Annotated in this window: 12 protein-coding genes; all 12 read left to right on the plus strand. The window is 44.7% G+C overall.

Going from position 1 to position 15,628, the window contains the following annotated elements:
* The first annotated feature begins 56 nt into the window (after positions 1-56).
* The 12 genes from SATMO3_RS03340 (at position 57) to SATMO3_RS03395 (ending at position 15,556) form a co-directional block, all read left to right on the plus strand.
* Complete coding sequence (locus SATMO3_RS03340; RefSeq protein WP_371377453.1) at positions 57-1,448, plus strand: hypothetical protein; 1,392 nt, start codon at positions 57-59, stop codon at positions 1,446-1,448.
* Positions 1,449-1,631: 183 nt separating this feature from the next.
* Positions 1,632-2,636 (plus strand): carbohydrate kinase family protein, encoded by a 1,005-nt coding sequence (locus SATMO3_RS03345; protein ID WP_371377455.1) that lies wholly within the window; start codon positions 1,632-1,634, stop codon positions 2,634-2,636.
* A 10-nt stretch (positions 2,637-2,646) separates the two neighbouring features.
* Positions 2,647-3,810 (plus strand): glycosyltransferase, encoded by a 1,164-nt coding sequence (locus SATMO3_RS03350; protein ID WP_371381666.1) that lies wholly within the window; start codon positions 2,647-2,649, stop codon positions 3,808-3,810.
* Positions 3,807-4,568 carry an NDP-sugar synthase gene (locus SATMO3_RS03355; protein WP_371377459.1) on the plus strand — a complete coding sequence of 254 codons (762 nt, stop codon included), beginning with the start codon at positions 3,807-3,809 and terminating at the stop codon, positions 4,566-4,568. The genes SATMO3_RS03350 and SATMO3_RS03355 overlap by 4 nt, the downstream gene beginning before the upstream one ends.
* Positions 4,569-4,598: 30 nt before the next feature.
* A complete protein-coding gene (gene pgmB / locus SATMO3_RS03360; protein WP_371377463.1) occupies positions 4,599-5,258 on the plus strand; it encodes a beta-phosphoglucomutase in 660 nt (219 codons plus the stop codon).
* A gap of 78 nt (positions 5,259-5,336) precedes the next feature.
* Positions 5,337-5,624: an MFS transporter gene (locus SATMO3_RS03365; protein ID WP_371377466.1), complete on the plus strand. Its 288-nt coding sequence runs from the start codon at positions 5,337-5,339 to the stop codon at positions 5,622-5,624.
* 648 nt (positions 5,625-6,272) lie between these two features.
* Positions 6,273-8,228 (plus strand): methyl-accepting chemotaxis protein, encoded by a 1,956-nt coding sequence (locus SATMO3_RS03370; RefSeq protein WP_371377469.1) that lies wholly within the window; start codon positions 6,273-6,275, stop codon positions 8,226-8,228.
* Between the two features lie 279 nt (positions 8,229-8,507).
* On the plus strand, positions 8,508-9,212 hold the full coding sequence (locus SATMO3_RS03375; protein WP_371377472.1) for a FadR/GntR family transcriptional regulator: 705 nt from the start codon (positions 8,508-8,510) through the stop codon (positions 9,210-9,212).
* Between the two features lie 316 nt (positions 9,213-9,528).
* Positions 9,529-10,851 (plus strand): MFS transporter, encoded by a 1,323-nt coding sequence (locus SATMO3_RS03380; protein ID WP_371377474.1) that lies wholly within the window; start codon positions 9,529-9,531, stop codon positions 10,849-10,851.
* A 175-nt stretch (positions 10,852-11,026) separates the two neighbouring features.
* Complete coding sequence (locus SATMO3_RS03385) at positions 11,027-12,241, plus strand: mandelate racemase/muconate lactonizing enzyme family protein (protein ID WP_371377476.1); 1,215 nt, start codon at positions 11,027-11,029, stop codon at positions 12,239-12,241.
* A 523-nt stretch (positions 12,242-12,764) separates the two neighbouring features.
* On the plus strand, positions 12,765-14,072 hold the full coding sequence (locus SATMO3_RS03390) for an MFS transporter (RefSeq protein WP_371377479.1): 1,308 nt from the start codon (positions 12,765-12,767) through the stop codon (positions 14,070-14,072).
* A gap of 254 nt (positions 14,073-14,326) precedes the next feature.
* On the plus strand, positions 14,327-15,556 hold the full coding sequence (locus tag SATMO3_RS03395) for an MFS transporter (protein WP_371377482.1): 1,230 nt from the start codon (positions 14,327-14,329) through the stop codon (positions 15,554-15,556).
* Positions 15,557-15,628 lie beyond the last annotated feature (72 nt).

A 15,628-nucleotide genomic window follows, 5' to 3' on the forward strand; every position in this document is an offset into this window, starting at 1 on the left:
TATCGGTACAGACGAGTGGCTTGCTTTAGAGTTAACAGGTAAAGGAGGGTTTTTACATGGCAGGAACAAGGCTTGCGGTGACCACAGTGGACCAGAATTATGGCTGGTTCCAAGGAAACAACTATACAAGTGGGCTCGGTAAAGCCGGTGTACTCAGAGACGAAACCACTGCCATCGGCGTGGAAGGCAACAAGGTCACCGATACGAGCGGCGATACCCGGAACCACTGGTTCCAGGACGGCAGCGTCAACAACAAGCTACTGCTGTTTCAGTCAAGGTATCAACGGAAGGATGACGGTTCAACTACTACCCTGGCTCCAACCATTGAAATCCGCGACGCCAAAACCTGGGCGCTTACTCATAATGTCAACCAGCCAACAGACTGGCCAAGTATTTTGAATGTCTACGGTGCGGTCAGTGTGGGGAGCTATCTCTACCCCATCGATTTTGACAGTGCCAAGATCGCGAGAATCCCCATGACCGGCAGTTCGCCTTATGTGGAGACTGCGACCTATACCTTTACCAATCCGTCCTATCCCGCCGACAAGAGCTACGGGGTGGCGCTGAGCGCCGACCTGGCCGGCAACAAGCTCTACGGGCTGTTTATTACCGTCGACAATTTGTGGGCTGCTACCCCGAACTACCAGGAAAGCACGGTAGTGGAGATCGACCTGGTGACCTTTACTGAGACCAGAAGGACCAAGCGGGTGTCCACGGTGGATTACAACCTCAACCTCGGCCGAAACGCCTTTACGCTGGAGCGGCACGGCAGCAAGCTGTATGTCTGCAGCATCGGCGGCAAGCAGGGAGGCGGCGCGCCCAACCCGAACTCCAAGCTGGATGTTATTGATCTGGCCAATACCGGCGATCCTACCGGGCTGGCCTTTACGACGGCGTTTATGGCGGATGAGATTGTGGGTGAACTGCGTGACATCACTTTTACCAATGACGGCAACGCCTATGTACTGGCAGGGCATTACTTAGCCGATTATACGAATTTTAACGGTCATGTGCTGCAGTTCCCTGCCGCTAATGTTGAGCCTGAGTATTTGACCGGGATTTATTTCTTCCCGACGATCTTCCCCAATCAGGGAGCGGTTTTTGCCGTCCTGGCCAATGACAACAACCGTATCTGGCTGGCCAGGGGTATGTACGTCGACCTATGCGCTCAGGAGGTAAGCCTTGGTGAGGCGCTTACTCTCATCCAGACTAAAGCCGCCTATGAGATCAACGGTCCGGCCAATACCTACTATCTCAATTCGGTCACGCTGTACGGGGAAGACCCGTCGGTTGCCACGGTTATGCCGCTGACCAAGCACGGCTATCAGGCCCCGGCCTTTGCCTCGAACTCTGTACAGGCGCTCTTCGAGCGGCAGCGATTCATCCGCGAAGAAGAGGCAAGACGCCAGGCAATACGGGCCAGGATTGTTGCCGGCAGAAAGAAATAGGGGCATTTTCCGGCGACAATGCACGAATACAAAACGTAATTACCGAAAAAGCTGACCGGTCTGTTATTACAGACCGGTCAGCTTTTTGAACAAGAGGTGATGAAGTTTCAGCAGTATCATTTCCTGACCGCCGGGGAATTTTAAATCCGTGTACACTTACAACTGCTAGAAGGCGGTGAATACATGAAGTTTGGGGTTATCGGACCAATATCTAAAGATACCATTAAGTGGCCCAACGGGGAGACCATCGCAAAATTCGGGGCTACTGTGTATACCGCAATTGCGCTGGCAAAACTAATTCAGGAATCATCAGATGAGGTTGTGTGTTTATCTCATATATCTCTAAACGATTTAGCTGAAGTTAGGAACCTGCTCAGTCACCCCAATATTCGGCTAAGCTGTAATGCGGATGAGCAGACTGCCGGTACGGAAATAGAATTGACGTATGTTAACCAGCAGGAACGTGTTAGCAAGCAAACGCGGATTATGACACCAATTTCCCGGCAGGAAATTATGACGCTGAAAGATTGTGACTGTATTATTCTCATGCCGTTAAATGAAACCGATATAGAGCTTGAGCATCTGCAGCAGCTCAGGCAGGTGAGTACAGCCACGGTCTTCTTAGATTTGCACGGTCTGATAACCGGCGTGGACGAGCAGGGACAAAGATATAGAAAATATTGGGAACAGCCTGCAGAGTGGCTGAAAACGATCGATATTCTCAAGATGAATGAGAAAGAAGCCACTTGGGCGGCGGGACGCCCTCTGGAAAATTTTACTGATCACCTGAACTTTGCTATTGATGTGGTAAAAGGTGGCTTACTTACCTGTTGGATCACGTTTGGTGATCAATCCTCGCTGCTTGTATGGCGACACGGCAATAGAAAAGTCTGGGCAACTGTACCGGTATCGGTTACCGGCAATGTAGTGGATACAATCGGCTGCGGTGATTCGGCTTTCGGCGGATTTGTTTATGCGTATGCCAACTTTCATAGTTCTTTGCTGGCAGTCGTATTCGGCAATATGGTAGGGTCGGTGAAGGCAGCTACTTATAAAACAAGTGATTTTCCAACCCGTCCGGAAGTGCGCAGCATGATATCCCAGCATTACCGGGACTATTTTCATAAGATATTAGATGAATTTCTGTTCGAACGCCATTTAATCATACAGGAGATTAAGGAGGAATAGAGTTTTGAAAGTGTTATGTACATCGCAAATGGGAACAGGCAATGTTATGGGGCAGACTATGCGCGCAGTTGCGGTAGCCAAGGCTTTGCAGCGCCGTGGACATGAGATTAAGTTCATCGCTGCGGGTAAAATGGTTCCGGTTATTAAGAGCTTCGGCATAGACGTTTGCGAAGCTGACAGTATGCCCGGTGTTCCCTCGGCAGAGATTATACCGAGGATGCCTGAGATTATGAAAGAAATCAAACAAATAGAGATGGATGCAGCTCGCCGGGAGAAACCGCAGCTCATCATAAGCGGAACGATTTCCGGTTCTACCGTTGCCCGGGAACTCAAGGTGCCTTCGATCATGACCTTTCTACAGCCTCATGGCGAAAAAACTATAAATGTGTTCAAAGGTCTTATGCGGCATTACGATGAGCAGGTTATGAAAACACTATTGGCAGGACTGCTAAATGCATTTGAGGCAGCCAATCTAATTGTTCTGGAAGGGATGCCGGAAATAAGCGGGGGCGTGACTTTGGAAACTTTTGGCGACGCCCTGCAAAGCAGTAAGGAAAAATTCAGGTTTGCAGGCCCGCTATTGGTCGAATATCCCGATCAGTTGCCTGAGCGGGATGAATTAAAGAGAGTGCATATTGCTGAGGCGCATAAGAAAATGGCGTATATTACGATCGGTGGCTCAGCCATGATTGGTGAGCAATTTCTAAAGACGGCGTTAGAATCACTTAAAATGATCCCGGAGGTTACAGGCGTCATTTCAACCGGTATTGATATTTCGCCTGAGGCCATTAGAAATTTCGATCCGCCAGGTAATGCGATCATTCGCGGTTTTGTTCCCGGAACGGAAATGATTAAAGCGAGTGATGTAACTGTCTTCCACGGTGGTTCATCAACGCTTATGACCTGTATTGCCTGCGGTACGCCGGCAGTTGTTATTCCGTCCATGGGAGAGCAGGAAGACAACGGCGGAGTGCTCGCGCAAGCTGGAGCAGGAATTGTACTGGATAAAAAGACACTCACGCCGGCGATTTTAGTTGAGTCCATACAAAAGGTACTGCATGACAGCACGTACCGTACAAATGCCCAGCAGCTAAAAACGACAGGGGAAAAATACGGAGGGGCGGGCGCTGTGGCCGACTGGGCCGAGGATCTCATGCAGGCGGGCGTAAGATGAAAGCGCTGATACTGGCAGCCGGTAAAGGAACAAGATTACGTCCTGTTACCGACTATATTCCGAAACCAATGGTTCCCTTGCATGGTAAACCGCTGCTGGAATGGGTAATACTGCAGCTTTGCTCGTATGGCATAACAGAGTATGTGATTGCCGTCAGTTATCTGGCCGAGCAAATTGAGAACTATTTTGGCGATGGCTCGCGCTGGGGGATCAGGATAGAGTACGGCCGCGGTGCGTCTCCAGCCGGAAAAGCGGGGGAAGTCTGGCGCTGCCGGGGTTTGTTAAAGGATGAAGGGCGGTTTCTTGTTATACCCGGTGACACGATATGCCATCTAGATTATCGGGCGTTTATGGACTTTCATGACCGGCAGGGCGGAATGGCTTCAGTGGCTCTGTCCACCCGCTATCGGTTGGAAGTTGGGCTGGCGGAAGTCGACCATAACGGCAGGATTACTGCTTTTCTGGAAAAAACCAACCTGAATCGTCCTGTCAGTACCGGCAGCTATCTTCTGGAAGCAGCGATTTTTCCCTATATCGAAAGATTTAACCCGGCCAGGAATGAAGTGGACTTACCCGGCGATGTTTTTCCGGTGTTGCTGCGTGAAGGAAAAACGATAAACGGTTTTGTCCACGATTACGACTGGTGGGACATTGGAAAATTGAACGATTATGATGCGCTGGCCCAAATGCCGCCGCAGCAAGCCAGGCTTATCCTCTATGGCGGCGGGAAACCCGTTGCCGATGCACCGGTCTTTTGACCGGAATTTCAACAGGTCAGGAGGTGAGCGATGAATTTTATTACTAATCCCATTAAAGCCTTCATCTTTGATATGGATGGCGTACTTACTGATACTGTGGAATATCATTTTCTGTCCTGGCAGCAACTGGCTGCTGAACTAAACATTTCTTTTACCAGAAAAGACTATGAAAAGCTATTGGGGCTGTCACGTCCGGATTCAATGAAACTTTTTCTTCAGGACCGGCCAACTACGGATTCGGAATTTCAGCAATTGTTGCAAACGAAGAATGAATACTTTTTGCAACGGATCGAACATCTGTCACCGGCCAATCTCCTGCCGGGAGTCAGTAACCTGCTCAATACGGTCAAACAGGCTGGTTTCAAATTGGCGGTAGCTTCGTCCAGCAGGAATACACCGGTAATTTTGCAGCGGTTGGAAATCGCGTCGCTCTTTGACGCAGTTTCGGACAGCAACACGATTCAGCAGGCTAAACCCGCCCCCGATCTTTTTTTAGATGCTGCCGACCGGTTGCGAGTGCCGCCGCAAGCATGTGTCGTTTTGGAAGACTCTGCCGCCGGGGTTGAGGCCGGGCTTGCTGCCGGAATGCTGGTGGTGGGCATTGGCGATGAATTGGTTCGCAGCGCTCACTTGCGTTATTCCGCCATGTCGGCTGTTAATTTGGCGCAAATTTTGGCTTATCAGCATTAGGCAGCCAGGGCGGCCGCATGAGCGTGGGGCTGCATGGCTGCTGCCGGCATTTAGCTGTATAAAAGGAGCACTACTAGTATGATTTCAGGTGAAAACACTAAAAACGTAAGTGCCTTTGCGGCTGCAGACCGAAAGCTTACGTTTGGTGAAAAAATTGCCGCTAGCGTCACCGGCGGGACAGGGACCATTCACACACAGGTCATTCAGCTGTTCATGCTTTATTTCTATACGGACATCATGAAAATTAGCCCGGCTTATGTAGCTGGGCTATTCTTGGTTACCCGTATTGCGGCGGCCTTTTTAGCGCCGGCTTTCGGAATTTTTGTAGACAGGGTAACGACACCCTGGGGCAAATACAAGCCGTGAAGCCCATTAATATATATAATAATACTTGAAATAACGCATAATTTAATATATTGTTTATTATGAGACAAATAATTTTTTAAAAGGAAAAGAGATAGCCATAATTTGACACCAGTACATCAGGTTTTATTGAGAGGAGGACAGGACTGAGTGAAGTTAGGGAGTTTTTTGATGATATATTGATAAAAGATGGATATTGGGGGGAACGTAAAATCAATAAGTGTGAAGGGATTTCCTGTTATGGAAAAGTTGTCTATGGTATCAGCGCATCAGCAGGGTTAAAGATTTGACAGGCAGCATCCGTGGCATGGATCCCATGAATCGAGTGATGCGTTGCGAAGCACCAAATAATATTTGTAAATGGAAGTTTTAGACGCATTCGTCTAAAACTCTATAAATATCAAATATAATGATGTGAATGACCTATAGGGAAAAGGGAGGAGATTATAAGAATTGAATTAAGAAGACAGTTAAAAAAATAAAAGGTATAGTATAGACAAAAATGGCATTCCGGAATGCCATAAAAAATGCATATGTAGGCAGGAGGGTAAAAAGGTATAGTATAGACAAAAATGGCATTCCGGAATGCCGAAAAAATGCATATGTAGGCAGGATGGTAATTTTGATTTTTCAAGAGGGATAGGTGAAATTATGAAACGTAAATTAATGATACTATTAGTTTCAGTTGGTATTATTCCACTATGTATCTTATCATTTTTTGCTTATTGGCAAATTAGCAATACTATGCAAGACGAATATCAAAGTGTCGGAATTTCAAAGGCTGGCAGTCTGCGGCTGGAAGTGAATTCTTTGCTCCAGAAGAATATTTACGGGCTTAAAGCCATTGCTAACTCTGCTAGCGCGAAAAATATGGATATTGTTTCCGGCAAAGAGGTGCTCGTTAATGCGGCGAAAGTATATACTGACATTTCACCAATTGCAATTGTTAACGGGCAGGGAATGCATATCGTAAGAGATGATAATAATCGTTTGCCGGATGTATCAAAGCGCCCCTATTTTAAGGAAATAATGCAAGGTTCAGATGATGTTGTTTCAGACGTTCTAATTGGGCAAACTAATGGACACCCAATGGTAATTTTAGCGACACCTATAAAAAATCAATCAGGTGCTGTAATCGGAGCTGTGCAAGGCTCACTGGATTTGACTACTTTAAGTGGTTTTATTGCGGAACGCTCAAAAAATGGGGATAAGGCTTACATTGTGGACAGGGAGGGAAAAATTCTTGCCCACCCGGATAAAGAGGTTGTAGAAGAGCGAAAAGATGTAGCGCAGCTTAACTATGTACAACAGGTATTAAGCGGCCAAGAAGGGAACATGGATATCACGGGTAATAACGGCGAGAAGCGAATGGTAAGCTATGTACGGGATCCGTATACCGGATGGGGGATTTGTATCGAGCAATCCTATGACAGATATACAGCTCAAGTACGTAAGTTGACAATAACAGATACAACAATATTAATCGTGACGATATGTATTGTAGTTGCCATTGGATATTTATTCGCCAAAAAAATGCTAAAGCCGATTTTAAGTTTAGTAGCGGCTACGAATGAAGTGAAAAATGGCAATCTTGTGGTAACAGTTGATAATAACTCAAATGATGAAATTGGATTGTTGGCGGAAAACTTTAGTGCTATGGTTAAGAGTTTGCAGTTACTGGTTCAAAAAGTGTCTGTTTCTTCTGAGAAGGTTACTGCATCCAGTCAGCAGTTAACAGCCACTTCAGAACAATCGGCACAAGCAGCAAGTCATATAGCAGATGCTGTTACCAATATTGCGGAAGAAACTGCGAAACAAAATTATATCGTAAATGAAATGAATACCCTAGTCCAGCAAATGTCTGAGGATATTAACAATGCGGCTTCTAATGTGCGACAAGCAGCTGATGCGGCAGAGCAATCGGCAGAAACTGCAACGCAAGGCGAAAAGCAAATCTTTTTGGCGGTAAATCAAATGGAGAACATTGAGAAAACGGTTACTTGTTCCGCTGCTGCAGTCGCTGAATTAGGCCGGCATTCCCATACAATCGGCCAAATTGTCAGTACTATTACGTCGTTGGCAAGTCAGACAAATCTTCTGGCATTGAATGCAGCAATCGAGGCTGCCCGCGCTGGTGAAGCAGGCAAAGGATTCGCGGTAGTAGCTGAAGAAGTACGGAAATTAGCTGAACAATCGGGTGAGGCGGCAAAACAAGTCAGTGAAATCATTTCCATGATTCAGAGTGAAACAGATAAGGCCGTCAAGACTATGGAATCTGGTTCCAGCGAGGTTCAGAGCGGTGTAGCGGTCATAAAAACTACAGGTGAAGCTTTTCATGACATTGTTGTCTTAGTAAAGAAGGTACTGGAGCAAGTAATTCAAAGCAGGCAACTCTTGGAAGATACTGCTGCCAGCAGCAGCAAACTTATGGGAGCGAATCAAAAAGTCGAGAATGTAACAAAGACGACTGCCGCTCAAAGCGAAACAATTTCCGCGTCTACTCAGCAACAGTCAGCGTCGGTGGAAGAAATTGCCGCATCCAGCCAGGAGCTTGCCCATATGGCCGAGGAGCTATCTAAGCTTGTGAATCGTTTTACCTATAAATAGAGCCCCTGCGTCAAACCAACTGGCCGATTAGATAGTTTTCTTACGAAAAAATATGAAATTCTTTTCTTATAATTGGACAGGAAGGATAAGATAAGAACTAGTTGCGGTGTTTAGCGACATCATGGCTGGTTCTTCCTTTTTTAGACAATTTTCTGTTTGTTTAGGACAAATTAAGTTGCAAAATGTAAAACTAGTTTGACAAATAGATATTACTGGAATATAATTAACTTACAAAGTGGAATGCCGGAATTCCAATATGCTCAAAGAAGGACTGTTAATATGTTATCTATTCCGCAGGAAGAACAAGAATTGAATAAATTAACTGGAAACTCGGAAATGCTTTATGCTCAAATTGTAGAACGTATTCGCATGTGGATCATGAAAGGCTATATTAAAGAAGGTGAAGCACTTCCATCGGAACGGGAATTGGCGCAATTATTTAACGTGAGCCGGATGCCTGTAAGTCAAGCGATTAAGATATTAGAATTTTTAGGTGTTGTCAAGTATATCCGTGGTAAAGGGGTATGCGTACAACAAATTGATATCAAACATTTATTAAATAATATTGGATTTTTAGTGCTGAATCCGCAGTCCGGATTGAAAGATTTGCTTGAAGCCCGTGAAGCGATTGAACTTCAGGCAGTTCGACTCGCCGCACAGCGTCGGACAAAAAATGATCTGGATATGATGGAAGATGCTCTGCTTGAGATGGAAAGAAATATTACCATGAAAAAAGATGTGAGTAATGCATCGATACGTTTTCACACAGCAATAATTGTTGCGGCGGGCAATGATGTTATTGTCAAGGTCAATGAATTTTTGATGGCCTTGTTGTTGTTTTCCCGCCAAAAATCTCTTAGGGAAATTGCTCAACAAGATATTGCATTGTGTAGCCACAAACGGATTTATCAAGCGATAAAAGAACAAAATGCCGATGAAGCGGTGCGTGAGATGTTAGAGCATTTGCGTGAATTGAAAACATGATAAAAGATTTTTGAACATGCGAAATGCCAGCATGACACTGTTGTCCAAAGTGATGTGTGTAGTAGTCAATGATTGTATGTGTGATGTTAAAGCGTTTTGGGTGAATAAAAGATAGGCTAAAATTTTTTAATCCGATTGGAATGCCAGAATGCCAATCGGTGAAAAATATACTGGAATGCCAGAATGCCGGCGTTGTGCATCAGCTAAAGTGAAGTTATACAATCTACGAATGATCATATTTCAGAGTAGCAAATCGGAAAAGAGCGGTGATATTTCGATCATCATGTATAGTTGAACTAAGGAGGATATTCTAAGCATGAAGTATGGAGTAAACCATGTTGTAAATAATGCAGAATTAATTGACAAAATGAAGCAGTATCGATTATGGATTTTTCTCGTCATCTCCGCCACATACCTGATTTCCTATTTTCATAGGGCAGCGCCGGCGGTGGTAGGACCGGAAATCATTAAGGAATTTTCTCTAGAGCCATCTGCATTGGGCTTTATCGGCTCTATGTATTTCTGGGCATATGCAGCAACCGCTTTACCGTCAGGGTTATTAGCTGATTCTTGGGGACCGCGTAAGACGATAGCTGCATTTGTTTTTCTTGCAGGGATCGGAGGGTTTGTTTTTTCCTTGGCTAACGATGTAATGAGCATGGCCTGGGGAAGATTTATGATAGGCTTTGGTGTTGGTGTCGTATATGTAGCAGCTATGAGGATTCTGGCTGATTGGTACAAGCCTGATGAACTAGCTACATATTCCGGAGTATTGTTAGCTGTCGGAAATGTTGGAGCCCTTATATCTACTACTCCTTTGGTTTTTCTTATGGGCAGTATCGGTTGGCGGAATTCTTTTAGTCTGGTAGCCGTATTGACGATGGTTGCCAGCGTGATCGCCTATCGAGTGATCCGGAACAAACCTAATGAATTGGGTTTCCCCTCTTTCCAAGAAATGTCTGGACCAGCGACGAAGGCTGTTAATAAAAAAACTTCTTTGCGTGAAGCAATACAAGTGGTTTTTGGTAATAAAAAGTTCTATTTGCTTGGGCTGCTGCTTTTCTCCTTTTATGGCACTTTCATGGGGGTCGGTTCATTATGGGCTGGCCCGTATTTACAGAATATTTACGGAGTTTCCAAACAAATAGCAGGCAATATTCTCATGATGTTTCCTCTCGGTATGGTTTTTGGTTGCCCGCTATCGGGATATGTATCGGACAAAATTTTGAAATCCCGCAAGAAAGTTTTATTGTGGGGATGCATTCTCCACACCTTAAGCTATATTCCCCTAACGTTTTTTACCGACAGTTTATCCATTGTAACACTATATGCGTTGTTCTTCTGGTATGGGGTTTCCGGGGGGACCTTTGTTTCTTGCTTCGTTTGCGCTCAAGAAATTTATGAGCCGCGATTTGCGGGGACTGCTGTAGGCGCATTAAATATTTTCCTCTTTTCCGGCGGTGCATTTTACCAATATGTTATGGGAAAGGTTATTAATTCTTATGTGCCGCTTGCTTCGGGCGTATATCCGTTGGCAGCCTACCAATCAGCATTTATTATCCCGGCTTGCGGATTAATATTAGGTATTATTGCTTTCGCCTTTTTCAAGGAAAATCGAGACAAACAAGAAATTGGGTAGGATATCTGCCAGAAAGCGCTGAGTAATCTGCAATGTTAATAGGGAAGCTAATTTTTTTCGGCACGGGGTTCTGGTTTTAACTTATTCGCAACTGTAGTCGCGAATAAGGCGAGCCTTGATTCATAGAGCCTCTCGGATTCCGAGAGAGTATATTCAACAAGGGGAGGATGTATTTATGAAAATCGTTAGCGTTGATGTGATGCAGGTTCCAAGTGGAAATTCTGGTTCGTCAAGGGGAACCTGGTGCCCGGTTATTGTACGTGTTAATACAGACGAAGGTATCAGCGGTTTCGGTGAAGTTGGCCTTGCATACGGTAAGGGGTGGCGGGCTGGTTTTGGCATGGTGCAAGACTTTGCTGAGGTTATTATCGGAGAAGATCCCCTGAATATCGAAAAGATATGGGAAAAAATATTTAGAAAAACATTCTGGGGTATGGGCGGTGGAACTGTCGTCAATGCCGGTATCAGTGGTATTGATATCGCCCTGTGGGATATTAAAGGGAAAGCGTTTAATCTTCCGGTTTGGCAATTATTAGGCGGAAAAACGAATGACAACCTCCGCACATACGCTAGTCAACTGCAGTATAATTGGGGCTCTAACTTTACCAAAGAAGCACTCATTGAGCCAGAGGAATATGCAGAGGTTACCAAAGTTGCCATGGCAGAAGGCTACGACGCTGTTAAAGTTGATCCGATTATCTTAAGCAATCAGCCGGATGGTAAAGGACCTTGGAAGATTACCGGGCCTTTGGAGAACAAGGTGATTAAGACCGTATATGACCGGGTTGCAGCGATGCGTAAAGCCGGTGGCGATGATTTGGATATTATTATCGAGCACCATTCGAATACCGATACAATAGCAGCGATTCAAATCGGTAAAGCCCTTGAAGATCTGCGGATATTCTATTATGAAGAACCGTGCCACCCATTGAATGCAAAATCAATGCTGGAAGTTAAGAACAATGTTAATATCCCTATAGCTTCTGGTGAAAGGATCTATACAAGATTTGGCTACCGAGAGTTCTTAGAAAATAGATCTCTTCATGTTATTCAGCCGGATATTTGTCTTTGTGGCGGTATTACCGAAGCAAAGAAAATTTGTGATATGGCATATACGTATGATTGCGCTGTTCAGATTCATGTTTGCGGAAGTCCTATTTCTAAAGCTGCGGCTCTGCAAATAGAAGCAGTTATTCCAAACTTCATTATTCATGAGCATCACCAAAGAGCTCTAAATTCTGAAAGCCGGGCAACATGCCTATACGATTATCAGCCTGTTAATGGTAAATACAAAGTTCCTGATCTGCCCGGAATCGGTCAGGAATTGACACCTGAAGCAATTGCTAAATCTACAATTGTTACAGTAGCTGCTGCTAAAACTTACGGTTGAGATAGATGAAAGTCCAATACGGTAACCTTCAAGATAACGCGCGCTTATATTTTGTGCGAGCGATAGTCTTGTTGTTATTGAGCTGATAGCAGATGGAGTAGCTCATTGTTTAGGGGCTTTCGCTTATTTTGATTCGGACAATTAAATTATAACGGTTCCTGAACAATGGGCTCATACTTTTTAATTAATATTGCATAAAGATATACCTTGCCGATAAAAATGGAAAAATCTTATTTACCGCGGAATCATTTCAGGCAGGATTAATAAACGAATGTATGTGGTAATCAATCTACCAGGCAGTGGATTAAAAATTAACAGAAAACACAATAAATTCTTGGTGCACAGAGAATGCAAAATAGCAAACGTCTATCTCTGTCTACAATCAATTGCGATAAGTTAAAGAAAACTAAGTTTCAGGTACAGAATTAAAATAATTTTTACAGGACTTTGTACTGGCAACTGGGGACTTTGATCTCTAGAACTGAATTCGATCATTGAAATTAAAATTAATGGAAGGATGTAGATGGAAAAGATGAACATGGAAAATCCCAATATTGCAACCCAATTAAAACCTACCAATCAGCGTTGGTTAGTGGCAGTCGTCTTGTTTATTGCAGTATTTTTCTCCTATCTTGACCGTGTAAATGTTTCAGTTCTAGTGGTTGATCCAGCTTTTTTAACTGCAATGGGCATCTCAGGTGCGGTGGCAAAAGGAATGCTGATGACAACATTCTTAATTGCCTATGGTGTCGGTAACGTAATACTCAGCCCCTTAGGCGATATTTTTGGGCCCCGTAAGGCCATGGCAGTCTGTATTGTTATTTGGATTATTTCGATGGTGATCGGGGGCTTGGCGCCGACATACGCGATAATCACCATCTCACGGGTACTGCTTGGATTAGGCGAAGCTATGCACTTTCCCATGCAGAGTAAGTTTGTAAAACAGTGGTTTCCGCCACAGGAACGGGGAAAAGCTAATGCCGTATGGCAGACAGGCATGGCTGTAGCACCGGCCATAGCCATGCCGTTTTTTACTTGGATTATTCATCTTTCTGGCTGGCGTATGAGTTTCTTTATTCTTGCTGCGCTGAGTCTCGTTCCGTTGTTAATGGTATGGTGGTATACGGCCGACAGTCCGAGCCAAAGTAGACGCACAAACCGACTGGAAAGGGAGTACATTGAGGCAGGTCAAGCAAAAGAAGAGGCTGCCACAGGAGAAAAACAGTCGGGCGAAGAAAAGCAGGGTATTGTTGCTGCCTTCAAATCATTCGCTGATAATCGTAATTTTTGGTTGTTGACTTGTTTCTATATGATGCATGTTTCGATCTTATTTGGTACCATGACCTGGCTGCCAAGCTATTTTAAAGAGGCCAGAGGATTCTCGTGGACGGCTATGGGAATTTTGTCGTCTCTGCCTTTTATTCTCGCGGTCGGGACAAAAATTTTATCCGGATATCTTGCCGATAAACTGCCTCGGAGATCATTGATCCTGATCTTTGAAATGGTCGGAGTCGGTGTGGGTGTCTTTTTTGCGACACAAATCGCAGATAATAATATTGCCGCAGCGTTTATGGTTCTGGGAGGAGGGGCTGTTGGACTGGGAGGTCCTGCTTCCTGGACGGTGATGCAAAGCGTTGTTCCCAGCAAAGGAGTTGCCTCGGCGGCCGGTCTGATGAATGGACTCTCAAATGGCGTATCTGCATTGGCACCTGTTGCGATCGGTGGATTGATTGCTTTTACCGGCACTTATGCAGGCGGACTGTCTTACCTCATCGGCTGCAGTATTGTGGGTTGTATTATGGCAATCATACTGTATGTAAAGAAAATATGATACTTATCATTAAAGTGGTTGGCAGGTGTGAGCTTTGCCAATATTAGACTGATTACTAAAACTGCGGGAAGTGCGGTTGATATGCTGAGAAATCAACCGCACATTTGCAGTTGTCCATATTTTTTTACTAAAATGTAGACTGGTATTAATTAATGGAGAGTAGAGAATGGCGAGCGGCTATGGAGACTGCTGGTATTGTTCCTAATGACTGACTGAATAAATATATAAGACAATGAGATTGGGGAGAAGATAGTTTGACCGAAGACAATAAAAAACATCGGATCCTTTGGGTACTTTGCCTTTGTCAAATTGGTGCAATGCTGATCTGGTATAATTTTGCAGCTGTTATTCCTATTCTTCGTACAGAATGGTCGATATCCAATGATCAGGCGGGTGCGCTGCTATCAGCCTTTCAATTAGGTTATGTCATAGCCGTGATATTTACCGGCTGGCTCACTGATAAATATGGTGGTCGTTTGATTTTTGCCCTTAGTGCGATTGAGACAGGGCTAGCAGGTATCGGATTTGTATTTTTTGCTTATGACTATCAATCGGCACTTTTGTGGCGGACTTTAGCCAGATTGGGTCAAGGCGGGCTTTATATACCAGGGATAAAAATCCTTAGCTCATGGTATCCGGGACAGGACAGGGGGCGAATCATTGGCATTTTTACTTGCTCTACTGTATTGGCTTATGCGGGTGCCTACTATCTTACCTCTGCCTTAGCAGTAGCATATTCATGGCAAACAGGGTTGTTCTGGACAACAATTTGGGCTTTTCCATCAGCATTGGCGGTATTTTTTTTCGTAGCCGAAAAAAAGGCGTCTTTTGGTACGGCACCGTTGGTTAAAGTAGAAAATAAATCTGCTCTTACGCTAGGCAGTAAGGCTTTTTGGTTAATTATAACGGGTTATATAGGCCATATGTGGGAATTGTACGCTTTTTGGGGGTGGCTTGGCGCCTATATGACTTACGCTTTCACGCTTCATGGATATGAAACTTCCGTTGCTATAGGTTACGGAGGGGGAATCGCAGCGGCCTGTACTGCAATGGGAGGCATTTCTCCCGGATTGGGAGGCTGGGTGTCAGACAGATATGGTCGGTGTCTTTCTGCCACAACACTAATGCTTATAAGCGGATGCTGTGCTTTATTGTTCGGATGGCTAGCTGAGTTTTCTTTGTATTTGTTAATCATAGTTGGTCTTATATATGGTTTTTTTATTGTAGCCGACTCGGCTATATACAAGGCTGGACTTACTGAATTAGTGCCAGCCTATGCCATGGGTTCCGCTTTAGGATTGCAGTCTGTACTCGGTTTTGGCATCACTGTAATTACGCCGCGTTTATTTGGATTGCTCGTAGATCATTACAATTGGGGGTGGGCATTTTCTTTCCTGGCTATTGGACCTTTTTTAGGCGGTGTTTGTATGCTGCTGCTGCGTAACCATCCGGAATCATGGCAGATGGCTAATGGGAAGAGGTAGGACGCGCCGGGGCACAATCTGTCGCAACACCTTAAAGAAATGTACTGTTTCACCATTAAAAACGATGCTTAC

Origin of the sequence: Sporomusa aerivorans (assembly GCF_041428895.1) — a bacterium.
Taxonomy (GTDB): domain Bacteria; phylum Bacillota; class Negativicutes; order Sporomusales; family Sporomusaceae; genus Sporomusa; species Sporomusa aerivorans.